At 50.3% G+C, this 25,823-nt stretch carries 26 protein-coding genes; 9 read left to right on the top strand and 17 right to left on the bottom strand.

The window, feature by feature from the left end; all coding sequences use genetic code 11:
* Nucleotides 1–248: 248 nt before the first annotated feature.
* Nucleotides 249–908 carry an SGNH/GDSL hydrolase family protein gene (locus ACS5WU_RS07940; protein ID WP_046443252.1) on the top strand — a complete coding sequence of 220 codons (660 nt, stop codon included), beginning with the start codon at nucleotides 249–251 and terminating at the stop codon, nucleotides 906–908.
* A 131-nt stretch (nucleotides 909–1,039) separates the two neighbouring features.
* Here the strand turns inward: ACS5WU_RS07940 and ACS5WU_RS07945 are convergent, their stop codons facing one another.
* Together ACS5WU_RS07945 and rho are read right to left on the bottom strand one after the other, a co-directional pair.
* Complete coding sequence (locus tag ACS5WU_RS07945) at nucleotides 1,040–1,384, bottom strand: TIGR04076 family protein (RefSeq protein ID WP_046443253.1); 345 nt, start codon at nucleotides 1,382–1,384, stop codon at nucleotides 1,040–1,042.
* 224 nt (nucleotides 1,385–1,608) lie between these two features.
* Nucleotides 1,609–3,207, bottom strand: a complete 1,599-nt coding sequence (rho, locus tag ACS5WU_RS07950; RefSeq protein ID WP_465089080.1) for a transcription termination factor Rho — start codon at nucleotides 3,205–3,207, stop codon at nucleotides 1,609–1,611.
* A 408-nt stretch (nucleotides 3,208–3,615) separates the two neighbouring features.
* Between rho and ACS5WU_RS07955 the strand changes: the two genes are divergently transcribed.
* From ACS5WU_RS07955 to ACS5WU_RS07970, 4 genes are all read left to right on the top strand, one after another.
* The gene (locus ACS5WU_RS07955; protein ID WP_046443255.1) at nucleotides 3,616–3,894 is read left to right on the top strand and encodes a DUF4190 domain-containing protein; all 279 of its coding nucleotides are present in this window, start codon (nucleotides 3,616–3,618) and stop codon (nucleotides 3,892–3,894) included.
* Between the two features lie 151 nt (nucleotides 3,895–4,045).
* Nucleotides 4,046–4,828, top strand: coding sequence for a prolipoprotein diacylglyceryl transferase (locus tag ACS5WU_RS07960; RefSeq protein ID WP_302761449.1), 783 nt, complete (start codon nucleotides 4,046–4,048; stop codon nucleotides 4,826–4,828).
* 326 nt (nucleotides 4,829–5,154) lie between these two features.
* Nucleotides 5,155–5,799, top strand: coding sequence for a hypothetical protein (locus ACS5WU_RS07965; RefSeq protein WP_465089081.1), 645 nt, complete (start codon nucleotides 5,155–5,157; stop codon nucleotides 5,797–5,799).
* Nucleotides 5,741–7,666, top strand: coding sequence for an FILTED domain-containing surface protein (locus tag ACS5WU_RS07970; protein WP_465089106.1), 1,926 nt, complete (start codon nucleotides 5,741–5,743; stop codon nucleotides 7,664–7,666). The genes ACS5WU_RS07965 and ACS5WU_RS07970 overlap by 59 nt, the downstream gene beginning before the upstream one ends.
* 56 nt (nucleotides 7,667–7,722) lie before the next feature.
* Here ACS5WU_RS07970 and ACS5WU_RS07975 read toward each other — a convergent pair whose 3' ends face one another.
* The 3 genes from ACS5WU_RS07975 to ACS5WU_RS07985 all read right to left on the bottom strand — a co-directional run bounded on the left by ACS5WU_RS07975 (nucleotide 7,723) and on the right by ACS5WU_RS07985 (nucleotide 10,529).
* A complete protein-coding gene (locus ACS5WU_RS07975; RefSeq protein ID WP_059108787.1) occupies nucleotides 7,723–9,207 on the bottom strand; it encodes a DUF1846 domain-containing protein in 1,485 nt (494 codons plus the stop codon).
* A gap of 163 nt (nucleotides 9,208–9,370) precedes the next feature.
* A complete protein-coding gene (locus tag ACS5WU_RS07980) occupies nucleotides 9,371–10,039 on the bottom strand; it encodes an MBL fold metallo-hydrolase (protein ID WP_052740431.1) in 669 nt (222 codons plus the stop codon).
* Between the two features lie 55 nt (nucleotides 10,040–10,094).
* Nucleotides 10,095–10,529, bottom strand: coding sequence for a YwiB family protein (locus ACS5WU_RS07985; RefSeq protein ID WP_082103439.1), 435 nt, complete (start codon nucleotides 10,527–10,529; stop codon nucleotides 10,095–10,097).
* A 304-nt stretch (nucleotides 10,530–10,833) separates the two neighbouring features.
* Here ACS5WU_RS07985 and ACS5WU_RS07990 point away from each other — a divergent pair, with 304 nt between their 5' ends.
* The gene (locus tag ACS5WU_RS07990; RefSeq protein WP_046443259.1) at nucleotides 10,834–11,007 is read left to right on the top strand and encodes a zinc-ribbon domain-containing protein; all 174 of its coding nucleotides are present in this window, start codon (nucleotides 10,834–10,836) and stop codon (nucleotides 11,005–11,007) included.
* Between the two features lie 55 nt (nucleotides 11,008–11,062).
* Here ACS5WU_RS07990 and ACS5WU_RS07995 read toward each other — a convergent pair whose 3' ends face one another.
* The 3 genes from ACS5WU_RS07995 to ACS5WU_RS08005 form a co-directional block, all read right to left on the bottom strand.
* Nucleotides 11,063–11,776 (bottom strand): class I SAM-dependent DNA methyltransferase, encoded by a 714-nt coding sequence (locus ACS5WU_RS07995; protein WP_046443260.1) that lies wholly within the window; start codon nucleotides 11,774–11,776, stop codon nucleotides 11,063–11,065.
* 166 nt (nucleotides 11,777–11,942) lie between these two features.
* Complete coding sequence (locus ACS5WU_RS08000; protein ID WP_465089082.1) at nucleotides 11,943–12,431, bottom strand: GNAT family N-acetyltransferase; 489 nt, start codon at nucleotides 12,429–12,431, stop codon at nucleotides 11,943–11,945.
* Entirely contained in the window at nucleotides 12,424–13,278 is an 855-nt protein-coding gene (locus ACS5WU_RS08005) for an aldo/keto reductase (RefSeq protein WP_465089083.1), read from the bottom strand. The genes ACS5WU_RS08000 and ACS5WU_RS08005 overlap by 8 nt, the downstream gene beginning before the upstream one ends.
* 308 nt (nucleotides 13,279–13,586) lie before the next feature.
* Here ACS5WU_RS08005 and ACS5WU_RS08010 point away from each other — a divergent pair, with 308 nt between their 5' ends.
* On the top strand, nucleotides 13,587–14,219 hold the full coding sequence (locus ACS5WU_RS08010; RefSeq protein ID WP_046443263.1) for an HdeD family acid-resistance protein: 633 nt from the start codon (nucleotides 13,587–13,589) through the stop codon (nucleotides 14,217–14,219).
* A gap of 52 nt (nucleotides 14,220–14,271) precedes the next feature.
* Here the strand turns inward: ACS5WU_RS08010 and ACS5WU_RS08015 are convergent, their stop codons facing one another.
* The 3 genes from ACS5WU_RS08015 to ACS5WU_RS08025 form a co-directional block, all read right to left on the bottom strand.
* The gene (locus ACS5WU_RS08015; protein ID WP_302761208.1) at nucleotides 14,272–15,438 is read right to left on the bottom strand and encodes an amidohydrolase family protein; all 1,167 of its coding nucleotides are present in this window, start codon (nucleotides 15,436–15,438) and stop codon (nucleotides 14,272–14,274) included.
* Between the two features lie 121 nt (nucleotides 15,439–15,559).
* Complete coding sequence (locus ACS5WU_RS08020; RefSeq protein WP_302761206.1) at nucleotides 15,560–16,282, bottom strand: nitroreductase family protein; 723 nt, start codon at nucleotides 16,280–16,282, stop codon at nucleotides 15,560–15,562.
* A gap of 13 nt (nucleotides 16,283–16,295) precedes the next feature.
* Entirely contained in the window at nucleotides 16,296–17,189 is an 894-nt protein-coding gene (locus tag ACS5WU_RS08025; RefSeq protein WP_235811557.1) for an amino acid kinase family protein, read from the bottom strand.
* Nucleotides 17,190–17,331: 142 nt separating this feature from the next.
* Between ACS5WU_RS08025 and ACS5WU_RS08030 the strand changes: the two genes are divergently transcribed.
* Nucleotides 17,332–18,201: an MBL fold metallo-hydrolase gene (locus ACS5WU_RS08030; protein ID WP_302761204.1), complete on the top strand. Its 870-nt coding sequence runs from the start codon at nucleotides 17,332–17,334 to the stop codon at nucleotides 18,199–18,201.
* 305 nt (nucleotides 18,202–18,506) lie between these two features.
* On the opposite strand, the gene ACS5WU_RS08035 is transcribed toward ACS5WU_RS08030, so the two are convergent.
* From ACS5WU_RS08035 to tkt, 3 genes are all read right to left on the bottom strand, one after another.
* Nucleotides 18,507–18,947 carry an OsmC family protein gene (locus tag ACS5WU_RS08035; protein WP_046443267.1) on the bottom strand — a complete coding sequence of 147 codons (441 nt, stop codon included), beginning with the start codon at nucleotides 18,945–18,947 and terminating at the stop codon, nucleotides 18,507–18,509.
* A 134-nt stretch (nucleotides 18,948–19,081) separates the two neighbouring features.
* Nucleotides 19,082–19,573, bottom strand: a complete 492-nt coding sequence (locus ACS5WU_RS08040; protein ID WP_302761202.1) for a hypothetical protein — start codon at nucleotides 19,571–19,573, stop codon at nucleotides 19,082–19,084.
* Between the two features lie 233 nt (nucleotides 19,574–19,806).
* Nucleotides 19,807–21,789: a transketolase gene (tkt, locus tag ACS5WU_RS08045; protein WP_302761200.1), complete on the bottom strand. Its 1,983-nt coding sequence runs from the start codon at nucleotides 21,787–21,789 to the stop codon at nucleotides 19,807–19,809.
* 381 nt (nucleotides 21,790–22,170) lie between these two features.
* On the opposite strand from tkt, the gene ACS5WU_RS08050 reads away from it, so the two are divergent.
* Nucleotides 22,171–22,932, top strand: coding sequence for an SDR family NAD(P)-dependent oxidoreductase (locus ACS5WU_RS08050; protein WP_046443270.1), 762 nt, complete (start codon nucleotides 22,171–22,173; stop codon nucleotides 22,930–22,932).
* A gap of 55 nt (nucleotides 22,933–22,987) precedes the next feature.
* Here ACS5WU_RS08050 and ACS5WU_RS08055 read toward each other — a convergent pair whose 3' ends face one another.
* From ACS5WU_RS08055 to ACS5WU_RS08065, 3 genes are read right to left on the bottom strand one after another with little or no spacing between them, the layout of a single operon-like run.
* Nucleotides 22,988–23,536, bottom strand: a complete 549-nt coding sequence (locus ACS5WU_RS08055) for a hypothetical protein (RefSeq protein WP_302761198.1) — start codon at nucleotides 23,534–23,536, stop codon at nucleotides 22,988–22,990.
* On the bottom strand, nucleotides 23,478–25,367 hold the full coding sequence (locus tag ACS5WU_RS08060) for a DUF2207 domain-containing protein (protein WP_302761196.1): 1,890 nt from the start codon (nucleotides 25,365–25,367) through the stop codon (nucleotides 23,478–23,480). The genes ACS5WU_RS08055 and ACS5WU_RS08060 overlap by 59 nt, the downstream gene beginning before the upstream one ends.
* 33 nt (nucleotides 25,368–25,400) lie before the next feature.
* A complete protein-coding gene (locus ACS5WU_RS08065) occupies nucleotides 25,401–25,808 on the bottom strand; it encodes a hypothetical protein (RefSeq protein ID WP_302761194.1) in 408 nt (135 codons plus the stop codon).
* Between the last annotated feature and the right edge of the window lie 15 nt (nucleotides 25,809–25,823).

Below are 25,823 nucleotides of genomic sequence, written 5' to 3' on the forward strand. Positions count from 1 at the left end.
TTACCACCTATATACGCGTCCTGAAAATATATCGCGCGGCATTGCCATCCCGTTGATTTTGATGTATCCTTATGATGTAGTAATTAAAAGAATGAGACAAAACATTTGTCGGAATTTTTTTGCTGGCGCAGCATACAGCCTGCATGATTGTCCTGATCATTATTCAAAAGGCTGAAAAAGGAATAAATGGCGCCTGTTGTAAGATACCGGCATTCATAATCCAATCATAATCACAGGAGATTTTGACGATGAAAACAATTCTTTGTTATGGAGATTCCAACACCTGGGGATTTGATCCTGACGGTCACAACGAGGAAGCGGGAACCGAAACCCGATTTCCTTACGACGTTCGCTGGACGGGCGTACTGCAAAAGAAACTTGGTGCGGATTACCTTGTATGCGAAGAGGGGATGAACGCGCGAACCACTGTGTTTGACGATCCCATCTGCCCCTACCGCAACGGGCTTGCCTATATCACGCCCTGCCTGCTTTCCAAAGCGCCGGTTGACCTTATTATGATCATGCTTGGAACCAACGACGTCAAAGTACATCTTCATCAAACGGCCTCCACTATTTCCAAGGGCCTCGAGCGCATTGTCACCACTGCGCAGGATCCGGTCTTTGGGGTAAATGGCAAGGCGCCGGAAATATTGATCGCAGGCCCGATCGATGTAGGCCGGAAGGTCGGCACGCGCTGGACCGGGGCTTATTACAATGAAGACGCGCATACGCTGATGAAGAAACTGCGTCCGCTCTACGAAAATATAGCGCGCATCCACGGATGCCACTACATCGACGCTTCCCTGTATGCACAGCCAAACGAAGCCGATTACCTGCACATGGACGCGCAGGGGCACGCAGCCTTTGCGCAGGCTGTAGCGGGCAAAGTAAAGGAAATCCTCGGCTGACCAAAGCAAACCGCGGGCATTTTGCCTGTTATTTTATGAAAAAGCTCCGGCTGCTGTTGCATTCGGAGCTTTTTAAATCCTTACAATATTATACAAACGCGCCGCAAAACCGGCAGCACAAAAAGCGCAGGCTATTCCACCGGATCGTAATCGATTTTTGACTCCTCGTCCGTTGCTTCTATTTTAAATATGACCGGACGCAGTCCGTCGTTACAACTGCAAATCGCCACGCCCGGTTTCCTGATCCAGTCCCCATAATAAAAGAGCCCGTCCTTTGCGCCGTGCGAAAGGGCAAACACATATTGGTAAATAGCTTTCCACGCTTCGTCGCACAACCCTTCCGGTTTTGCATAGTCCGCATAAAATACTTCCCCTGCCCTGTGCATTGGGCAGGCTGTCAGGCCTTCCACGCCATATTCCTTTGCCAGTTCCTCATCCAGCGTTTTTTTCAGAACGGTAATCTTACATTTTTTCATTTTTCCTGATCCTTTCCGCTGACTTCTATCCATAGCTCACCCTCGCCCGGCATATACGGCCACCGCCTTGTTATCTGCGCCATCCTTAGAAGCACGCCTTTCTCAAATGTAAAAATGGCAGAAGGTTTTCTTCCTCCTGCCATCCGTTTCCATAGAGAATACCTGCGTACCGATTACAAGCAGGAATACGGTTATTCGCCCTTTTGCTTCCCATCCAAGGCGGCTTAATACCTGCTGTTTCCCGAACGCGAGTTATAGCCTTCCTTTTCCCAGATACGGAACCACTCGTGCAGCCTCGCCAAAAACTCTTCGTTTGTCTGCGTACGCACGATCATACCGATCAGCTGCTCCGTAACCTCTGTCGTATTGCCGGAGGAAAGGGCCTTCCTGAGCGCCCACGTACCCTCGAGCTCCTTCTGGGACAACAGCAGGTCCTCACGCCGCGTACCGGATTTCGCAAGGTCCACCGCAGGAAAAATACGTTTTTCCGAAAGCTTGCGGTCAAGGTGGATTTCCATGTTGCCAGTCCCTTTAAATTCTTCATAAATGATCTCATCCATGCGCGAGCCCGTCTCTACAAGGGCCGTTGCAATGATGGTCAGCGATCCGCCGCCTTCAATATTCCTCGCCGCACCGAAAAACCGTTTGGGCTTATACAGCGAAGCGGGATCAAGACCGCCGGACAGCGTCCTGCCGGAAGGCGGGACAATCAGGTTGTATGCGCGTCCAAGGCGCGTAAGGCTGTCGAGCAGGATCACAACGTCGCGCCCATGCTCTACCAGCCGCTTTGCACGCTCGATCACCATATCCGAAACGCGCGCATGGTTTTCAGGCTTTTCATCAAATGTCGAGTAAACGACTTCCCCTGCAATCGACCTTTGCATATCCGTCACTTCCTCCGGACGCTCATCGATGAGCAGAACAAGAAGCTCCACCTCAGGGTAATTTGTTGTAATGCTGTTTGCGATCTTTTTCAGCAGGATCGTTTTACCTGCCTTTGGCGGTGCGACAATAAGCCCGCGCTGCCCTTTACCGATCGGCGATATCAGGTCTATCATCCTGATTGCAAGGTCGCGCGACGCACGCACGTTCTCGAGCGTAAACCGCTCCTCAGGATAGATTGGAGTCAATTCCTCAAACGGCCTGCGCGTCTGGCAGTTCTCTACCGGCTCGCCATTCACAGTTTCAATATACAGCAACGCGAGCAAACGCTCTCCGTCCTTGGACGGACGCGTCTTCCCATACACCTTATCGCCTGTTTTCAGGTTGAATTTCCTGATCTGGGCCTGGGAAACGTATACGTCCTTTGTGCCGGGCAGGTAATTTTCGCTGCGCAAAAAACCATACCCCTCCGAATGCACCTCCAGGATGCCGTTTGCTTCCTTGCATTCGCCGGTATTCAGGATTTCATTGACTGCATCGTTGTTCGGCACATATTCAATAATCCTGCGGCGGCGGGAATCATGATGCTGTTCTTCCTCATCCTGTCCGTCGTCGCTCAAATCCTGCATTTCAGGTTTTTCCGATGGTACCGGCTGCGTTTGCTCTTCCACCGGCGCTTCCACTTTGGGGGAACGCGCAGTACGCCTGCGCTTTTCCACAACCTTTTCAGGTTCCGCCGGAGCCTCAATGACCACTTCCGGCGCCACGGCCTGCATCAGTTCTTCTGCCTGCGGCGTTTCCTCCGGCTCATCCTGCTCCAGCTCAAGCAATTTCCCGAGCAAATCGGCTTTTTTGTACTTGGTTGGGGACTTCACGCCAGCTAATTTTGCAATCTCCCGCAGATCAGCTAAGCTTTTCGATTCTAGTAAACTGGTATCCACAAAAATACGCTCCTTAAATATGATAAAAATATGAAAAATTTTAACAAACTATTAATCAAATAATTGAAAAAAAGGAAGAAAGTGACAAAAATACATTCGCAAGAAAGACGGCCGGATCTCCGTCTGAATAAATTTCCACTATCTGTCTTCCTTTATTATGCTCAAAAACAGCAGTTTTGTCAATGAAAATCAACTTTTTTTATTCGAATATATACATAATATACTGCTTTGCCACAACTGAAACAAAAATTTCACTAAAAGTTCATATTTTACGTGTTTTTTCGATGAATCGATTTGACTTTTACAGGGTTTTACTTATATAATATACTTGGAAAGAAGAAGGAGTAATTTCCTGTTTTTTTCTGGAACTATATACCATAATAAAATATATATCACGGAGGTATCATTATGGAAAACAACAACAACACACTCGCAATCGTATCGCTTGTACTCGGTATCGTTTCGGTCATCTTCGCATTCGTATTCGTATGGGTTGGCCTTATCTGCGGTATCGTTGGTCTCATTCTTGCTTCCAAAGCAAAGAAGCAGAACCCCAACGGCATGGCGACGGCAGGCTTCGTTCTTTCTTTGATCGGCCTGATCCTTTCCGTCATCCTGGTCATCGTTGCACTTGCTTGCGCAGGCATGATCATTGGTGGTATGGCAGCAGCAGGAATGCTTTCCTAAGCGCATTCTGGAAATTAACAGGCAAGCCTTTCACGGTTTGTCTGTTTTTTTATCCTGACACTGCGCGCTCGCGCGCAAATAATATTTTCCCGGATACGGCCGCTCCTGCCGGATGCAGGGGCGGTAATGAGGTAATAATGATATGCACCCTATGATAGAACTTTTTGGCCAGCCCATTTCCACCTATGCCGTTATGATCATAATCGGCTTTGCCCTTGGCGTCGCCGTGGCGCTTTTCCGCCGAAAGATTAATGGCATGCGGGCTGACGATGTCATCGCCTGCCTTGTACTTACCGCCGCGGGCGCAATGCTTGGCGGAAAGTTTTTCTATATGGCGCAGGGATTTCCGCAATTTTTGGAGCTCGCACGGACTACGGGCTATACGTTCCTTCAATATTTCAGCGAAGCGGGGCTTGTGTATTACGGCGGTTTTATCGGCGGCATACTGTTTTTGCTGCTCGCCGCAAAAGTCGTCAGGGTTCCCGCATGGTCGATGCTCGATACGGTGCTTCCTTCCGTTCCCCTTGCCCACGCCCTCGGGCGGGTTGGCTGCCTGTTTGCAGGCTGCTGCTACGGCCTTCCAAATGATACGTTTGGTTTTTATTTCAACGCCTCTCCATTTGCGCCGCACGATGTACGCCTTCTTCCTGTGCAGTTGATCGAGGCCGTATGCGTATTCGGCCTGTTTCTCTTTATGGTCTGTTACGGCAGGAAAAAACGCGCGCCCGGAAGGATTCTTTCGATCTACCTGATCGGCTATGGAATCATCCGTTTTATTCTCGAATTTTTCCGCTACGACGCATACAGGGGCATCTATGGGGAATTCTCCATTTCCCAGTGGATCAGCCTTATCCTGATTGCGCTCGGGCTGTTTTTTGTATTCCTCTACCCGCGGCTTTCCAAAAAGGTCTTGCCGGATAAAGCAAAGTCCTGATAAGTCCTTTGCGCTTACCGGGACGCTTCGCTGCATTCCAGGCAGCAACAAACAAATACCCTGCATACAAAACCGCAAATGCGGTTTTTTTGTACCTTGATACAGATGGTATCACATTCGATTTTATCCTGAAAATATAATACACAAGCAAAAAAGATCTGCAAAACATGCTTTTTATTACCGGTTTTGTGACCGGTGCGGAATAGAATGGATATATAGAAAATTCAAATGAGGTGGAATAAATATTGAAACTCAGAAACCAAAAAAGAAATAGGAACGGGAAAAAATTACGTCTGAGAATTTTATCTCTCGGTATCATTGTTGTTATGGTATTCGGATTTAGCGGCGTTGCCTTCGCCGCCGACTGGTATCTCGACGACGGAGACATCAGCGTTGAAGCCGGTGAGGGCGGACATAACGTAACCCAGAATAATACGACACAGTGGGACGATACAGAGGTTGTGATCAAGCAGCATGACAACGAAGTCCCAACAGATCATACGCTTACCGTAAAGGGTGACGAAGACAACAAAGCGCAGGTAACGCTCGACGGCGTCAATGTAGAAGCAAAAGACGGACAGGCCGGTATCAAGGTGGAAGGCGACGCAGAACTGAACCTCGCGGAAGGCTCCGAAAACAAAGTGACCGGCGGAAAGAATGCCGCAGGCGTCGAAGTGGAGGATGGAGACAGCGTCACAATCAAAGGCGACGGCAGCCTGACGGCGAATGGCGGGCAGGATGCAGCCGGGATTGGCAGCGGCAACAGCCAAAACGCCGGCGACATCACGATTGAAGAAGGTACGGTTAACGCAACTGGCGGCGGATATGTGCAGGGCAACGGCGGCGGTAGGCGCGGGCATTGGCGGCGGCGCAAGCGGCCATGGCGGCACGGTTACCATCGACGGCGGAAATATCACCGCACAGGGCCAGGGCGGCAGCGCAGGCATCGGCGGCGGCTCCAACGGATATAACAGAGAAACAGGCAACGGCGGTACTGTCGTCATCAACAATGGAACGGTAAATGCAACCGGCGGCCTTCAGGGCGCGGGCATTGGCGGCGGTTTCCAGAGGACAGGGGATGTAACGGTCAACGGCGGCAAAGTCAACGCGCAGGGCGGTAATGGCAGCGCGGGTATTGGCGGCGGCCTCTACAACTGGGGCGATACCAATAAGGTAACGATCACTGGCGGCGATATCACCGCAAACGGAGGGAATTCAAACGGTGCAGGCGGTGGCGCAGGGATTGGCAGCGGCGCAAGAGGAAGCAGCGACGGTACCGGCGGTACCATCACCATCAAAGGTTCCGCAACCATACGCGCGACTGGCGGCGAGGGCGGCGCAGGCATCGGCGGCGGTGCAAAACAGGGCAGTGGAACGATCGCAATCTTAAACGGCGTTATCAGTGCAATCGGCGGCAATAACGCGGCAGGTATCGGCAGCGGTTCGGACGGCGTTGCGGGTATCATCACGATCAGCGGCGGCAAGGTCAATTCCACTGGCGGTTCAGGCGGCGCAGGCATTGGCAGCGGCGCAAGGGGAACATTCGGCACGATTGAAATTGGAATGGACGCATCCGTTACGGCAGTCGCGGGAGCGGGCGCCGCAGGCGTGGGCGGCGGCAGTTATTCAAAATCAGGCGGTACGGTTATTGTCAAGGAAGGCGCTAAGGTATATGCTTTTTCAGACGGAACCCAAAAATGGGCCATCGACGTTTCCGCAAGCGATCTGTCAGCCGTCGAAAATATGCTCAACGGCAGGTTTGACGGTATCAGCGCATCAGGAAAAGTCGATGATACAACGGCTCTTCCCCTCGGTACCGAGGTTTCGCTCGACATTGTAAATGAAAACGGCGAAATAATCGATACCATTACCTTGCCTGTATTTGTAGAGAACAGAATCGTTAAAGACGAAAACGGGAAAACAATATGGGAAAACGGCGAACCAAAAACAGAGCAGGTATTCCATACCTTCCATTCTTTTGCGCTTCAGCTTCCTGACGGCGCATACTATATCAAAAACAGCGACGGACAGTATGACGGAAAATTTACGGATTATCCGTTTGACCTTTCGGATTTAAGCAATAGAGGCATGTTGTTTGTTGTAGAAAACGGGCAAATGAAAAACTACGACGAGATACGGTTTACGGACGCGAATCCGCTCCCTACACCCACGCCGGAGCCTACGCCTACACCAGAGCCTACGCCCACACCGGAACCTACGCCTGCGCCGGAATTAATCCCCGGGACAACAGAGTCGCAGCCCCCGGTTGGCCCCGGCGCACCGGTTGTTCCTGCAGCGCCGGATGCGGCAGCGCCTGTAGCGGCAGCGGCAAATCCTGTTGCATCGGCAGAAGCGCAGCCTGAAAGCACAACCATCCCGGATAATCAAACGCCGCTTGCAGGCACAGGTACAAACGATACCAGCCAGCCAGCGGAAACCATCCCCGAAAACCAGACGCCGCTTGCAGGCGGGCTTAGCGGATCGTGGGCATTGCTGAATCTGATTCTTGCAATCGCGACGGCAGTCGTTATGCTCGTCCTCCTGATCGGCTACTTCTTTGGAAAGAAGAAAAAGAAGGAGGATGAAAATGACCAGCAGGATGAAAACGGGAAGCTGAAACGAAAGGGAATTTTCCGTGTTCTCAGCATTCTGCCCGGAATTGGCGGCATCATAGCGTTTATCCTGACGGAAAACATGAACAATCCGATGATTTTCGCAGACCAGTGGACGCTCCTGATGATAGTGATCGCATTCGTACAGGCTATTTTCACAATATTCAGCGTCAAAAAGCGCAAAGATAAAGATGACGAGACGCCGGAACCTCAGGTTCAGGCCTGACGGGAACCGACAAAAAAGCGACGGCAAAATTGCCGTCGCTTTTCATTTGCTTCTATTTATACGTAATATAAATCCTTGGACGGATAGGCCGGCTCGCACGTCAGGTTGATGTTGAGCTTTTTTAATATGGATTCGTCCACCTGCGTCAGCATGCACGTAGAGTGCACCTCGCAGCCTGCAAGCTCCTTCAGCTTCTCCATCCCCACCTCTGCCATGGGGTTCATCGCCGCACTGATGGAAAGCGCGATCAGCACATCTTCAATGTTCAGGATCGGATCAAGCTCCTGCAACGCAGAGCTCTTGAGTTTCAGGATCGGCTCCAGTACCATTGGAGCAATCAGGCGAATTTCATCCGCAATATTGCCAAGCTGCTTGACCGCATTGAGTACCATACTGGAAATGTTGTTCATCAGCTCCGTCGTTTTTCCGGTCACAATGGTGCCGTCCTGCATTTGGATTGCCGCGGCAGGCACGCCTTCTTTTTCCGATTTCCTGAGCGCCGGCCCAACCACCGCGCGGTGATCCGGCTCAAGCTCAAGCTGCTTCATCAGCATCAGGTTTTTTTGCAGCGCGTCCGGCGAAATCAGTCCCTTTTTAAAATCGCACTGCGCGTTGTAATAACGGCGGATCACTTCCTGACATGCGGCCTCACGGCACACTGCGTCGTCTGTGATTGCATAGCCCGCCATGTTCACGCCCATATCGGTTGGCGACTGGTAATAATCCTTATTGCCGGTTATTTTCGCGAGGATTGTTTTTACAATCGGAAACGCGTCAATATCGCGGTTATAGTTGACCGCCGTTTTGCCATAAGCTTCCAAATGGAACGGATCGATCATATTCACGTCGTTGAGGTCGGAGGTCGCCGCCTCATAGGCCATATTCACCGGATGCTTCAGCGGAAGGTTCCAGATTGGGAAGGTCTCAAACTTTGCATAGCCGGCTTTTGTGCCCTTTTTGTACTCATGATAAAGCTGTGAAAGGCAGGTTGCCAGTTTACCGCTGCCCGGTCCGGGCGCGGTCACCACAACAAGCGGGCGCGTCGTCTCGATATACGGATTCATGCCATACCCCTCGTCGCTCACAATCAGCTCGATTTCCGATGGATATCCCTTTGTGTGTTTATGGATATACGTTTTAACACCGCGCCGTTCCAGCTTTTGCCGGAACATATCCGCCGCCTGCTGCTCGGTATACTGCGTGATTACGACGCTGCCAATCAAAAGCCCCATGCCACGCAGGTTATCAATCAGCCTCAAAACGTCAAGGTCATAGGTAATCCCAAGGTCGGCACGGATTTTGTTTTTTTCAATATCCCCCGCATTGATGCAAAAAATGATCTCCGCCTGATCCTTAAGGCTTTGCAGCAGCTTTGCCTTTCCGTTTACGTCAAATCCGGGCAGCACGCGCGACGCATGGTAATCGTCAAACAGCTTGCCTCCAAACTCAAGGTACAGCTTGCCCTTGAAAAGCTCGATGCGCTCCAAAATCTTTTCTGTCTGCTTCTTGATGTATAGCTCGTTATCAAACCCGGTTTTCATTGTAAAGCCTCCTCATTGAACCTCTTCCTTCCCACGTGCTTACCCACATACTTAAACAAAACGATACGCACCTGCCAGCCCATGCCCGCAGATGCGCATCCTTAAAAAATCCTCTTGAACAGCATATTAACAAATCGCCGTGCCCGTTTGCCGCATAAAAATATTAGCAGCTTGTGCACTCCATCACAACAATCCTGTTGCGTTTTTTGAGGTTATCTGCCGTAATGTCAAATACCCCGCCCCCAAGGCGCGAAACGTCGTATTCCCTGCTTGACGCACGCGCCAGAAAATCATGCGCGCTCGCAAGTTCGGTCATATTGAGCGTACCGGTCAAATAGTGCATTGGGATGGTGATATTCGCATGAATAATATCCATAATGTTAAGCGCTCCCTTTGCATCCACAGTGTAAAAACCTCCCACCGGGATCATCAGGATATCGATCTTGCCAATTTTTTCAAAATATGCAGGCTCCGGCATTGCGCCAACATCGCCCATGTGAAGCAGCCTCATTCCGTCCGTTTCTATCACATAGGTGATCACGATACCGCGCTGCTTTCCCTGCTCTTCGTCGTGAAACACAGGAATCCCCGTAATTTTCACGCCATCCACCTCATAGCTTCCCTCTTTTTCAATCACCGTGCTTTCTTTGGGAAGCGCGTCAATATACTCCTGATTGCGGTGATCAAAATGATCGTGCGTAATCAGGACAATATCTGCGGGTTTTGTTGCGACTTTCAGTCCGATCGTATTGTCATACGGATCGATGATAATCGTTTTCCCATCCTTTGTTGTAAGATAAAAGCACGAATGTCCAATCCATTCCATCAACATTGTATCAATCCTCCTTGGCTACCTCAAACTCCTGAAAAATTTATCCGCGGCAACTTTATGCCTTCGGTATTTTTTTGTAATTGATATTCAGCTTGTTGACCGCCTGCTGGTCGCCGATACGGATCACATACTCAAGGTCAATCTTTCCGCTCTCTTCCGATACGTCGCTCAATATCTGCGTGGGCAGCACCGACATCTGCATCATGCCAAACGGCGTTTCATACGCTGTCTCAAAAACGCGGCTTTTCAAAAACACAAACTCCGTTTCTACGGGGCCGGTGCGCTTAAGCTGCACCCTCTCGCCTTCCACCGTAAGCAGTGTTTTGGTGTTTCCCATACCCGAAAGCTCGCTTTCGTCGTACTCTATGATATATTTTCCGTCCGAATGCGTCAGCATTCCTTCGGTATAAAGCTCCATCGTATTACTGTCCTGCTCGTCCGCTTGCGTGCCACGGATGTTGACCATAATATTCTGTCTCGTAACCGTCATAACCAATCTTTATCTTTCTGCTCCAAACCTGCATGGGTAAAGGCTTTTTCAGGCTTTGGAGGCTTCTTTGCTCTATAAAAAATAACATATACCCATGATATATTATTTTTATTATAACACAAATTTTTGACACAGAAAAATATTTTCACAGAAAAAACTGATTTTTATTGTCATTTCCGCATTTTCTGTGCTAAAATACAATCAGAAAAAGAACCAAATTTTAAAACTTGCCTTCGAAAGATTTTTGGGGGAAATTTTTAAGCCGGTCTCTTTTCCCAAAAATTTTTAGGAGGATGCTATTACCATGGCAGACAGAACGTTAACTTGTAAAGATTGCGGCAACGAATTTGTTTTCACAGAAGGCGAACAGGATTTCTACAAAGAAAAAGGATTCGAAAACGATCCGGTCAGGTGCCCGGCTTGCAGAAAAGCAAGAAAGCAGCAGAGAAATAACTTCAGAAGAGGTTATGACGACTAAACATAAGACGTCAAAAAAGCCATCCCAATGGGATGGCTTTTTTTGCCTATGCTTTTTACTTTGTGCACACAAACGCGCCCATGCGAAACTTCTCTTCCGCCAGGCGTTCACGGATTGTAAATCCGGCGTTTTTAATTGCCCGGATGTATTCCGTTTCCGCAAAAAGCGTAATATGCTGCGTATTGTGGAATTCCCTGATCTCCCCGTCCTTTGCGATCAGATGGTACATATCCACTAAAACGCTTCGTTTTGTTTCCCTTTTTACGCTTTCCATACGGCAAAACTTTATCGCGCCGCATTCGCCGCTCTGCGCTATGGTTCCCTCACGAAAGGTTTCCCCGGTTCCCCATGGCGTCAGCAGAAATACCCCGCCCGGTTTGAGGCAGCGATATACGCACCGGAGCCCGTCTTCCATTTGCCCCGCGCTGCTGGCAAAACCAATACTGCCATAGAGGTTTACCACGCATCCAAACGTTTGTCCAAACGAGAAATCAAACATATCCGCTTTTATAAATTCCGCTTTTGGAACCTTGCTGCGCGCTATACGCAGCATTTCTTCGGAAAGGTCAATTCCCGTTACATGAAAATCCCGTGCAAGATATTCGCTTTGTCCTCCCGTCCCGCAGGCAATATCGAGCAGCGCGTTGCTTCCGGATTTGTTATACCGCAGGGCTATCTCCAAAACCCGCTTTGCTTCTCTTTCATATTCTTCCTGTTGCACATACATCGCATCGTAATACCCTGCAACTTCGTCAAAATCAATAGACATCATATTCTCCTTTTTTTCCTGGATTGTGCCGGCAAATATAATCCTACCATATTGCAAACAAAATACTAGACTTATACTTTTGATCGTGATATAGTAATTAACTAGACGTACCTAAAAACGCCCTTCCATACGGAACGGCGTTTTTTTATCCCCGCAAGGTTTTTTTCTATTCCTTATTTTCAGACGTTTGTTTGTGCAGGCAGCACATTATAAGGCCGGGCGCAAATTCCTTTTTTGCAAATTCCACATATCCCGCCCGTTCATAAAACCCAATGTTTTTCCGGCTGTCCGCGCTCGTAAAAAGCTCATACCTGCACTGTGGATAAAGCTCCTCTATCCTTGCGAGCAGCTTTTTCCCAAGTCCTTTGTTCTGCCAGTCCGGATGTACCATCAGCTTTCCGATAAAAAGCGTTCCGTCCTGCGTGCGTCCCCGCACGGAACCAACGATTTTTTCTCCCGCCACTGCCTTTATAACCGCGCCATTTAAAAACTCGCCCCGCAGCTCGTCCATCGTCTGTGTGAGCGGCTGGATCGAGAAGTCACCCACAAGCTCCGCCTCGCTCCGGTACGCAAGGTACTGCAACGCCAAAATTTCTTCCAAATCCGTTTCTTCCGCTGTCATCAGTTTTACTTCCATAACCTTACCTTTACTCAACGTCAAGCGGAACCTTTTGCGTTGGAGCAGGGAACGCCCGCTCAATCCGTTCCAGTTCTTCCCCGCTGAGGCTGATCTGCGCGGCCTGCGCGTTTTCTCTGGTGTGGGCCGGGTTCGACGCTTTGGGGATTGCGATCACCTGCGGTTTTGACAATACAAACGCCAGCAAAAGCTGTATTACTGATATGCCATGCTTTTCCGCAATTTCGCGCAGTACAGCATCATTCAAAAGCTGCCTGCGCAGCTTGCCCGCCTGCGCAACCGGGCAATACGCCATCACCGGAATACCGTGCCCGCGCAGCCATGGCAAAAGGTCGTACTCGATCCCCCGCGAGCCAAGGTGGTACAATACCTGGTTTACCGCGCATTGGTCCCCGCCCGGCACCGACCACAGCTCCTCCATATCGTTCGTGTCAAAGTTGGATACGCCCCAGCGCCTGATCTTCCCCCGCGCCTCCAGTTCTTCCATGCACTCCACCGTTTCGCGAAGCGGGACGCTTCCGCGCCAGTGCAACAGGTAAAGGTCGAGATAACCGGTACCTATCCTTTTCAGGCTGTTATCACAGCTCGCAAAGATATCAGCCCGCCCGGCGTTCCATGGATAAACCTTTGACGTAATGAACAACTCATCCCTTTCGCACCCGGCAATCGCTTTGCCCACCAGCCGTTCCGCCGCGCCTTCCCCATACATCTCCGCCGTATCGACCAGCGTCATACCAAGCCCGACGCCTGTGCGAAGGCTCTCTATTTCGCCTGATTCCCGTGCTGCCGAATCGCCCATATGCCACGTGCCCTGCCCCAGTGCCGGAACCTTTGTCCCATCTGGTAAGGTTACTTCCTTTTTCATGTTGCTATCCTCCTTTGCCTGAGCTTTCAGTTTTATCCAGTATATCACAAAAATTTCCCTGTTTCCTGCCGTTTAGCTGTTCACGCAAACGGCATGCCGATTTGCAGCAATTTGTTTTATCATATCAAAACACGTTTAATATATAAACGTGTTATTGGCATGCGGTTCCCTTCCGTTTGACATTTCACGTCAAAATCAAGGGATTTAGCGGCGCCTTACATAGACATTTCATGTTGTATCGGCTATACTGGGTGTAGTATTCATATATTTTTGATTGCCTTATTAACGATTGATAGGAGGATTTATTCATGATTGAAGAAACAAACAACAACCCCGGCGGCCAGAACGAACCGCCAAAGTCCAGAATGGACCTGAACAACGTAGCAAAGAAAATTACGGGTGGGCATAAAACGTCCGGCATCATCATCTCGATCTGCATGGTCGTGCTTGGTGTGCTGCTGTTCATCAAGCCGGTGTATTCGGCAATCGGCCTCGCGTACATTGTAACAATCGGCTTTATCGTTTACGGTGTATATGAAATTATTGCGTATTTCAGGACGCCCGCGGACTACAGGAACGGCTGGACGATTGCCAACGGTATTATCTTCGCGTTGCTTGGCGTGCTGATCCTGATCGATTCCTTTGGAATTACCGGTAAGGTTGCAATGATCGAAACCTTTGCATTCATCATCGGTTTCTTTGCATTGTTTGGAGGTATCACGCAGATATCCTCCTACGGCGTATTCAAGAAATCCGGCGAACCGGGCTCCGGCTGGATTCTCGCAAGCGGCATCATCAACCTGATACTTGGTATTCTGATCATCATCGCGCCCTTTGCAGGCGTTCTCACGATCAATATCATCTTTGGTATTTACCTTGTGATCGGCGGTATCGCATTGTTCGCAGAAGCCTGTTCCGGCAAGCTTGCCCGCAAACAATAAATTTGAACAGAAAAAACTCCTGCGGTTGCAGGAGTTTTTTTATATCTTTTTCTTATAACGAAAACAATTCTATTCCGTTATCATGCCAAACCCTGTCTGCAATATAAAACGCATACTCCTTCGAAATCGCTTTTTCCTCCACCATATCTGCAAGCACGCCCGATATCATTTCGCGTCCCGCAAGGACAGCGCCGTAGCTTTCCTCGCAGGTCCATGTGTCGCAGCCCCATAGCACCCTGTGAGCGTCTCCCACCTCGAGCGCATCGCGTAAAAAACGCTTGGCTGAAGCCGTGGATATCAGCGGCATCCAACAGGTATCCGCCCATACGTTTTTGTAATTATGCACGAGCGCAAGCATATCGTCCATCCACGGGAATCCGCCATGGAACAGGTCAAACCTTACCTCCGGGCATTCGTCGATCAGCCTTTTCAGGTATATGGGGGACGATTTATTGAGGTTTGCGAGCCCCGTATGTATCTGCACGACTACGCCAAGCTCTCCCGCCATCCTGCAAATCCTGTAGATCATATAATCATAATAATTCTTCTTTTGCACAGCCGTCGCGTCTGTATTGTTAAAAGCCGTGAGCGCGCGCCGCTTATCAAAGCAAAGGATTTCATTATCCAAATCGTAGGCAAGCGCCAGCTTGATCGCCTTATGCTTTTTCATTCTCGCTTTGACCGCATCCATATACGCTTCAAAATCATCGAATTCTTCCCCAAGGAACTCAAACGGATTGTTTCCGTTGTGGTCGTATACGCCCTTTGCATTTCCAACCGCAAAGGTGTTGCAGCGCAGCACCGGCACAAAAAGGTCGCCGTGCCCGAGGTTGTCTCCCGGATGATCGTAGTAATCGAGCATAATTTTGTCGTACCCGCACCATTCCCTGAGCACCCGCAGGTGCCAGCCGCCATCTTTATGGGCTTCGCGTACCCGGCTTGCGATCCCATCGAAATTTTCCGCGGTAAAGGGCAGGCCGTACAACGCCTCGAGCGACGCAAACATCCATCTGAAATAGCTGTTGCACGCATTCTTACGGATATACACCTGCGCTTCTTTCGCGTCCTTTGGCGGCTCGTCCATCCAGCCGCAATAGCTTTTTTCAAGGATACGTCCAAGCGTCATTCCTTCATGCTGTGCGTCCGACAAATGATGGCTGTGCGTGCTGAACGCCTTCTTTGTTTTCAAATATTCTTTGATTTCTTCCTGTAGCAACATGGCCGCCTCCCTTGCGAGCGATAGAAAAAGGCGCTGCAACGATATCATTCCAGCGCCGGTATCTTTTGATCCGGGGCTTCTGTCCGTTGCCCCATGTTTCCGTGATATTTGTTATTTTGACTTAGACCACCTTTGCCCGCGCCATAAAGATATGCTTGTCCGGAACCGTCTGCGGCTCAAAGGAAAATTCAGCATTTTTGCCCTGATGCTTTACCGCAAGGAAAAAGCAGCAAAGCGCGATGCCGACATCCACTTGATTCAGGTTGCCCAGCAGCAGCGACTTTTTCCGGCTCACTACCACATCCTCCGCCGTCCCGCTGAAATACCATGGCTGTTTATTCATGGCGGAAGGGGCCAGTCTTACGGCTTCCAGCACATGGAACAGGTCCGTAATCGACGATATCTCATTGAGGCTCTTCCGGTTGAACTGCTCTGCGCCTTCCCGGTGCATCGGCTGCGCGGGCGTTCCAAAGCACAAAGAAATCACCCACTCCATTCCCGCGGGCGCGGCCACTTTGTTTTTATCCGGCTTGGTCGTTCCAAGCCAGCACGCTCCAATATTTTTGGAGGACAGGTACAGGTCGATCTGCTCCGCCAGAAATCCCGCATTCATGCGGTAGCCTTCTTTTTTCTCAGAATAGACGCAAATGCAGTGCGGCGCGTTCGTCCTGATGTCCCCCGGCCCAAGTATCCTGATATCAGTCTGTATTTCCGGCCGCAGCGGAATCAGCTTTTCAATGACCTCCGCAAGCTCCGCAATCGTTTCGTCCGGAAGCGGCGCACTGTCGTATTTCCGCACCGACCTTCTGTGAAAAATGGCTTCATATAACGCTTCATAATCCATCGTGTTCCCCACCTTACTGAATTTGTAATATTGTGCGTTTCACCTTTCCATCGATAATATCCGAAAGCTTATGCCGCGCATGCGCGATAATCACCGTCGTCCCGTTTTTTAGCGGCTCCTTTGCAAACTGCAGCTTTGCCCGCGCTCCATTTGCGCCCTGGCGCGAAGCTCCGTTGCAATTTTCCATCATTTTATCGATCTGCGCTTCCACTTCCTCATAGGTCGCGCCGGAAACCTTTTCGATCAGCGTGGATTTATCGCTTGCGTCCGAGTAAATTCCCTCTACGCTTGTAAGCAATACAAGCACCTTCGCATTCACCAGCTGCGCGATCACCGCAGCCGTTTCGTCGTTGTCTACGCATTCCACCACATTATCCGTTTTACGCTTCAGGTCAAGCAGCTCAAGGTGCATATTTTCCGTGTCGGATACCGCGTCGTTATAATTCACAATCGGCACTGCGTTTTGGTTCGCCGCCGAAAACAGCAGGTTGCGGATGTGGTTTACCTTGCGCTCGTCGTTAAAGTGGCTGTGCTCTACAAGCACCTGCCGTACCGAATACTTCGGCTTTATAAACTGGCGGTACATTTCCATCAGGATAGGCTGCCCCTGTGCGGCGTACGCCGTTTTGATTGCCGCAAGGTTTCCCTTCAGCTCGCGCCCGCCGTTACGCTTCATGTAGTCGATCCTGCCAATTTCCGTAGCTCCGGAGGACACGAGGATATACCCCGGCTTCAGTTCCGCCGCAAGCCGCGAAAAAATATTGTAATCGATATCGTTGTCTTCCTTGCGGATCAGCGCCATAGAGCCGATCTTTACGACAACGTCGAATGTTATAAGCTCTTCATCGTCCGGATTCACCGGAAAATTGGAAAAACTGCCGTGCAGCTTCTTTTTTTGTTCTGTCATACTAGCGTTCCTTCTTGTCTTTAGGTTTTAGCGAATCACACTAAATATACATCATTTTTGTAATTAGCACAATAGCCTGCTGACAGGATAGTAAAAATGTATTACAATAAAAAAAGCGATTTTTCTACAGAAAGAAGGCATCATGTATACAATTACACAGGTAGGCGGAGCCGCGGGCGGCGAGGCGTTCCTCCTCATGACAGAAACAAAGACAGCGCTCATCGATTCGGGCTTTTCATTCAGCGCGCCGGCAATGGTAAGCCGCATCAGGGCAGAGCTGAAAGGCCGGCCCCTCGATTACGCATTGCTCACGCACTCCCATTACGACCATGCTTCCGGCAGCGCATACCTGCAGGAAGAGTGGCCGGACGTTGTGATTGTCGGCAGTGCATATGCAAAGAAAATATTCGAAAAGCCCTCCGCACGCGCAGTCATCCGTGAAATGAACGACAATGCCGCAGAGCTTTACGGCGCACACGGATATGTGGATCAAACGGATAACCTGCACATCGATCTTACGGTGGGCGGGAACAGCATAATCGATCTTGGCTCTATGACGTTCCGCGTTATCGAAACGCCAGGCCACACCAAATGCTCCATCGCTTTTTACAGCGAGGAGGAAAACCTGCTTATTTCAAACGAGACGCTGGGCGTTCCTGTTGCGGGCCGTGTCATGCCCTGCTATCTCGTCGGCTATGAAATCACCATGGAGTCTATTCGAAAAGCAGCCCGCTGCTCTGCGCAGAACATACTCATTCCACATCTTGGAATAATCAAAGGCGGCGATTGCGCTCATTTTATGAAAAACAGCCTTTACTGGAATGAACAAATCATGCTCCAGGTAACGAAAGGCTATCGGGACGGAAAAACCATAGAAGAACTCTCCTTGGAGTTTAAAGAGCTCTTCTATAAGGACGATATCGTTCGCTTGCAGCCGGAAAAGGCATTTTTGCTGAATTTGAGCTATACGATCCCCATGCTTTTAAAGGAATGCCTCGGTGAAACAATATAGCAGCTTTTCCGATGCCGTTTCGTGGTCGATTCGAGGGGTTGTAGCTTCTTTCCACCATGCAGTTTTGAATCATAGACGCGTAAGCGCATATCATTCAAAAGGAATCAAACCCTGTATCGCCTGAAAGCATGATTTTGGAAGCCAAATGTTTGTACCTGATATTCCCAATGCCGACGCAGCAAAAAGACCAATGAAACAAATTTTGCTCATCGGTCTTTTTTCATTTATCCTGCCTGACAGCTATTCTTTTAGATTCCCTGTCCTATAATAGCCGTCTTCGGGCTGCCGCTTTTTTATATCTTCCCTTATTCCACCACTACGCCTGCACGCACGAGCTTAACGCCGTTTTCAAGGCAATCTCCCACCGGGCAATGGCTCTCGATATAATCGGCAAGCTTTTCAGCCGCTTCCTGTCCGGATTTCGTTTTAAAGTGCATGGTAAACCTGATCTCCTGAAACCCGTTACGTACATCGGCAAGGTCGAGAAATCCGTCAGGATCGAGGTCTCCCTCCACTTCCACATGGAAATCTTCCAGATCGACGCCGCATTTTTTTGCAAACGCCGCCGCGCAGATTGTCTGGCACGCGCCAAGCGCGCACAATACAGCCTCCACCGGATTCATCCCTTTGTCCGTTCCGCCCAAATCAGCCGGCTCGTCCAGTAAAATCTTGAATCCACGGGTATTTGCCTCCACCTGCAGTCCTCCCGGAAGCTTTTTTACATCAGCCTTAAATGTTGTTAACATAAATTCCTACCTTCTTTCCTTTTATTAATAGTCGTCAGGGGAATAAAATCATCCTTATGTTATATATAAGGCAAAAAAATGCTGCAAAACAAAAAACGCCTCCAAATTCATGGAGACGTTTCTTAATTTTTGATTTACTCCTGCTGATTGTTTACCGCTGCTTCCATCACTTCCACAAGCTGGCTCAGCGTTGCGCTGGGCATCATTTCAAAAAATTCGTCGATGCTCGTGATCAAGGCTTTTGCGCCTTCCTCGATTTCCGCTTTCGCGCTTTCATCCGATTGCGCAAGCTCCATCAGCTTTGTAAAGCCTTCGCCAACCAGCTTATCGCCCGCTTTTCCAAGCAATACCATAGCCGCTTCCAATTTTTCCTCATCTGTCGCGGCGCTCCAGTCTTCGCCGGTCCACGACATATAATCCGTTTCGCCCGCAGCCAAACTCTCCTGAGCAGACGGCTCTGCCGATACGCTCGGCGAGGGCGACGCGCTTGCGGATTCCGACGGGCTCGGGCTTGCGGAGGGCGTTTGCGTTTCTGCCGCCACCGGCACCGGAACGGGAACCGCGCAGCCTGCAAGCAGCACCGTGCACAGCACCACCGCAAGTACGATCATACCAAACTTTTTCATTTCATGTTCTCCTTCTTGTGTCAAAAATATTATATGAACCGCTGCGCCTTTTGTACAGCGTCCCATTCGCCATCATTATTATACCGGTACGCGGCCCTCCTTGCAAGGAAATCGTCACTCCGCGAGTAGCTTTGCAAACTTTTTCACATTCCGGATGTGCATATTTTTTGCATAATAAAACGTCCCGCAAACTTTATCTCAGTCTGCGGGACGTAATCCTTACAGCGTTCGGACTATTTTCCGAGTACTTCTTTTGCCTTATCCACAACAGCCTTCGTTGTGAAACCGAATTTCTCAAACAGCACGCCTGCCGGTGCAGATGCGCCAAAATGATCGATCGTCACATAACCGCCGTCGAGGCCAACGAATTTCGCCCAGCCAAAGGATGTAGCAGCTTCCACCGCAACCCTTGCGCGAATGCTCCTGGGGAGGACGCTTTCCCTGTATGCCGCATCCTGCTCTTCAAACAGCTCTACGCAGGGCATGGATACTACGCGCGCCGAGATGTTCTCTTTTCCAAGCTCTTCCGCAGCGTTCATAGCGAGTTCGACCTCGCTGCCCGTTGCAATCAGGATCACATCCGGGTTTGCCCCGCCGTCCTTCAAAATGTAGCCGCCTTTGAGCGCGCCTTTGCCTGTTTCCTTAAAGAGAGGCAGGTTCTGACGCGAAAGCGCGATTGCGCTCGGCGCATTGACGCTCATTGCGGACTGGTATGCAGCAGCCGTTTCATGACCGTCAGCCGGCCTCCACGTATATACGCCCGGCGTTGCGCGAAGCGCAGCCAGATGCTCGATTGGCTCGTGTGTTGCGCCGTCCTCGCCAACTCCGATGGAGTCGTGGGACAGGACATATGTAACGGGCAGCTTCATGAGCGCCGACATACGGATAGCGCCTTTCATGTAATCGCTGAATACAAGGAAGGTCGCGCAGTAAGGAACGATTCCTCCGTGCAGCGCCATACCGTTGCAAATTGCAGCCATGGCAAATTCCCTGATGCCAAAGTGAACGTTCGTCCCTTTGCGGTTTTCCGGCGAGAAGAACTCCCTGTCCTTCATCTGCGATTTATTCGCAGGGCCAAGGTCCGCGCTGCCGCCCATGAGGTTTGGCAGCTTGGCTGCAAGACGGTTGATGATCATGTTGGACGTATCCCTTGTTGCCATCGGTTTATCTTCAAACTGATAGAAATCATCGTCAAATACCGACGCCGGAACAGGCTCCATATATTCTTTATACTGCTTAGCAAGCTCCGGATATTCCTTGCTGTATTTGGAGAACAGCTCGTTCCACTGTGCTTCCTCAGCCGAATAAACCTCCTGCAGCTCTGCAATATGCTTTTTCACTTCCTCCGGAACAAAGAACGGCTCCGCGTGATCCCATCCCAGGCATTTCTTCATCGCATCGATGTTTTCCTGTCCCAGCGGGGAACCGTGGCTCGAAGCGCTACCCTGCTTTGCGGGGCAGCCGTAAGCGATCTGTGTTTTTACAATGATCAGGGAGGGCTTTTCTTTCTCTGCCTTTGCTTCCTCGATCGCCTGTTCAATCGACTTGATGTCTTCGTTTCCGTCCTCAACCTCAAGCACCTGCCAGCCATAAGCTTTGTAACGCTTTTTCACGTCCTCGTTAAACGCCGTATCGATGCTTCCTTCGATTGTAATGTCGTTCTTGTCATATAAAACGATCAGCTTGCCCAGCTTAAGCGTTCCCGCAAGCGAGCTTGCCTCTCCGGATACGCCTTCCTGCAGGCAACCATCGCCTGTGAGCGCGTATGTATAATGATCTACTACATTATAACCCGGCTTATTGAACTGCGCCGCAAGGTGCGCTTCCGCCATGGCAAAACCAACGGACATCGCAATACCCTGCCCAAGCGGGCCGGAGGTTGCTTCTACGCCTTCCGTGAGGCCGTGCTCCGGATGTCCGGGCGTAATGGAATCCCACTGCCTGAAGTTTTTGATATCCTCCATGCTTACCTTGTATCCAAACATATGCAGCAGTGAATACTCCAGCATGGACGCGTGCCCAGCGCTCAGGATAAAGCGGTCGCGGTTATCCCATTTCGGATTTTTGGGATTATGCTTTAAATACTTGGACCACAGCGTATACGCCATCGGCGCGCTGCCGATTGGCAGGCCCGGATGCCCGCTGTTTGCCTTCTGGATTGCCTCTGCGGATAAAACACGGATCGTGTTAATCGCAAGTTTATCGACTTTACTCATAGAAATAAAACCCTCCTGTGAATTTGATAAAAGTTTGGACGTTTGGGAAATCTCCCCCATCCTAAATTCAACAGATTTATTATAGCGGATTTAAACGGCTATTTCAACAAAAACACCTGTTAATCTTTCATGGAATTTGTTAATTATTAACATAAGTATTATATTTTTGTTCATTTCAGGCCTGTTGTTTCATTTTTGCGGGTTTCTGCTCCCCTGTTTTTGTATGAATTTCAAAATCCCCCCGCACAGCTCCTGTTCCCTGCAAGCCATCTGTGCCAAAAAGACGCTTGCACCCGTGCGGATTCGTTATTGACATCCGCTGCCGCAAAATTTATGATGAGTTTAGTTCTATTATTATTAGAAACACAGGAGGGGATTATCATGAGCAGAAATGTTGTTGTAACCGGCGGCAGCCAGGGGATTGGAAGAAAGATCGCTGAGGCGTTTTTGGCGGAGGGAGACAGGGTTGTTATTACTTCGCGCAGGGAGGAACCCGCGCAGAAATTCTTAAGTGAAGCCAGTACCGACCGTCTTTTTTACCTGAATTGCGACTGCGCCACAGAGGAAGGCGCAAAAGCGCTTTACGAATTTACCAAAAAAAGCGTGGGCGTATGCGATGTGCTTGTGAACAACGCCGCGATTTTTATCGGCGGGCCAATTCATAAAACGAGCGTTGCGGATTTTGATAAGCAAATGGGAATTGACGTACGCGGCGTATTCCTGATGTGCAAAGCGTTTTTGCCGGATATGCTTGAGAAAAAGAGCGGCAATATCATCAACATCGCTTCGCTCGCCGCCCTGAACGGCGCGTACAACATGGCGGTATACGCGATGGCAAAGGCGGCGATTGGCAGCATGACAAAAAGCATGGCAATCGATTACGGGCGCGACGGTATACGCGTGAACGGAATCTGCCCAAGCGCGACGCGTACGGAAATGTTCGTCAGCGGCAATACCCAGGAGGTTTTCGATCTGTTTGATGCGAACAACCCCATGGGCAGGATCGGCAAACCCGAAGAAATTGCGGACGCTGCGGTTTTCCTCGCTTCAGATAAGGCGTCCTACATTACCGGCCAGCTTCTGAGCGTGGACGGCGGCCTTTCCTCCTGGAACGGCGAGCCCAAGCAAAGCGACGGCAGGTAATTTTATCAAAGAAAAAAGGGAATTATATGGAAGGCCGGCCTTCCATATAATTCCCTTATTCGTTCTCTTTGCGGTGCTGCTCGTAAAATTCTTTATACACCGCATAATCCTTATATTTGATTCTTTCCCTTAGCTTGGTCGCGCCAAACAGGTACAGGTAAGCAGGAACCAGCGAAACATAAACGAACGCTTTCTCCACAAAATCCGTGAACAGGTTTGCCATAAAGGTCGAAAGGAGCACCATAACCATCGCCATAATGGACGCTCCCAAATGCTTCTGCGGATGCCGGATGAAATAAAAGGCAAATCCGCCCGCCACAAGCTCTACTACCGGCATGACGCCGTCGAGAAGCATAAGTTTCCAATCGGGTTGGTAAGAAAGTACCATATTCATTCCAAACAGGTAAAAGGAAAGCACGCCTACCGCGTCAAGCGCGCCAATGATAAAAAGCAGAACGCCCGCAACCTTAAGCAGTTTTTCTGCCTTGATCCCTTCCGCAAAGTCCACGATTTTCCGTATCAAATCAAACTCTCCCCGCTTTGTCTTACCATCTTCCGAAGCTGCTGCCTCCCGCGCCGCCGCCCGAGAAACCACCGCCGCCATATCCGCTGCCGCCACCCGAACTTTTCGTCGCCGTCATGCTCGCCAGCGCGGTCTGCATGCCCCGGTGGAGCGACCGCGTGAAATACAGCGCAGACCATGTGCCGCCGTAATAGCCGTAATACCAGTGCGGCGGCTCTAGCGCGATGCTCTCAAAGCGCTTCGCCCATGCGTCCGTCACACCCAGCACATACGCATAGGGCAGGATGTGATAAAAGCTGGCCGGATCGTCTTTTACCATCGTTTTGATTCTGTCTGCTTCCGCTGTTTCAATAAAGCGTTTCAGTCCAAGGATGCGCCCTGCCCACTGCGCGCCCTGCTCCGTCCGCCTGGGCATCAGGCCGGACAATAGGGACATGATGAGCGCCGCCGCTGCGGGCAGCACAACCCACCATCCCAGATAAGTGGAAAACAACAGGCAGGAAGCTGCCGTGAGTCCCGCGAGAATCAATATCCCACCGATCATTTTTCCAGCACGTGCAGACTTTTTATCCGACTTCCGCTTGCTGACCGAATCGCTGATCAGCAGCGCGCCCAGCCAGCCGATCAACCCCATAAACACGACTCCCATAATGATAGCGGCAAGCAGCTCCATGCTGTCAAGATAGACCGCAACTACCGCGACCGCCGCAACGGGAACTGCCGCAAGTAAAGTCGAAAGATATTGGAACACAACCGACTTTTTCGTGTAAACACGGTTTTGAGCGGTATTGTATTTTGCCCTGATCCTCTTTTTCGTACTGTTTACCGTATCGGCAAACTCATACCGCATATCTCTCACGTCAATGCTGTCCGAAAGCACGAACATTTTGCTGAACAAAATCTTTTCGTAATCGTTCGCGTCCTGTGGAAGGTCTTTCAGCTTTTTGAACGTCATGTTTTTTTCATCCGGCTGGTGTATCTCGATGAAGCCCTTGTCTGCCCAGAAAATAAGCAGGGAAACGACGTCCCGGTTATCCGTTTCGCCGTCGATGATATACCCGACGTCCGCGCTGTTCATGCCCTCCGGCGGGCCAAATTCCACCGTTTCTACCTCAGCCCGGCGTTTGCCCGAAGCCACGAGCAGGATGAGCACAAGCACAAAGGCCGTGCCTCCCGCGCAAAATGCGGGCATAAAGTAAGCGATCGTCGAACGCGCACCCACATAATATCCGTCAGGCAACTCCGCGCGTACATTCACGCCGTAGCCGCTTTCTACCGTTTTTGCCATCTCACCGCGAATGGTATTTCCCTCCACCATATAGGTAAGGGCGCTTTCGTCGTAGGTGCCGCTCTGCTCCGATCCGGTGGTGAAGCCGAGCTTTCCCGTGTCGAACGCCTTCGGCATCTCAATCGTAAAGGTAAGCCTTTCAATGGGGATCGTGTTTTCAGGGCTAACGAGGTTGTAATAAAATTCGTCCGCTCCGGAAAGCGTGTCCGGCCCCATATCGAAACGGTAGCTGTATTCATATTCCACCACGCCCGTCACCGTCTCATCCGTATCTCCGAGGCGAATCACCACGTCGCTTCCCTCCCGGGAGATCTCGCAGGGCACGTTGGCCTTAAGATCCGTCACAACGGCATGCGCGCCCGATTCCTCATACTGCCCGTCCGCCATACGCCGCATCCGCATATCCACGGGAACCGTTTCCGTAATGCCGTGCGTCTCGCCCACACTCTGCGAAAAATCCGCCGTTATCTTTTTGGAGATATCGTATGTGTTGTCCTCATTGACCTGAATCGTGATCTCTTCGCTTTTGATCACGTAATCCGGCGCCGCCTGTGCAAAGGCGGTAAGCGGCAGAAGCAAAACAAACGATACCGTGAAAAGCAGAACTCTGACCAATTTTTTCATATCCACATTCCTTTTCCAGTTTGTTCTGAGCGCTCAGCCCAATTTGGCGATTTCATTGGCCGTATTGGAATGAATGGCCGCCGGAACCAAAAGGATAAAAAATATCGCCCAGTCCACGATTTCGGCATCCAGCATAACAATACAAATACTGGTTAATATGACCCACGCAACCATTCCCACAATATAACAGTTCTTTCCCTTTCGGCTGTCTTTTACCGCTTGGAATCCGAACGCCGCCTGCACTGCCGTCAGCGCAGTATAAGCACCCATGCACGCGATCAGGATCCACGGCATGGGGACGATCCACGCTTCCAGCTTCATGCCAAACGGCAGTTCCCCCGCCGCCGCAAACCAGATCGTAAGCACCGCCGCAAAGGCAACCTCCGCAACCATAAGACTATTCCATATTTTTAACTGTTTTATTTTGCGCGCACGTTCCATTTTTGTAGTTATCCT

Source organism: Christensenella sp. KGMB01412 (assembly GCF_055522415.1).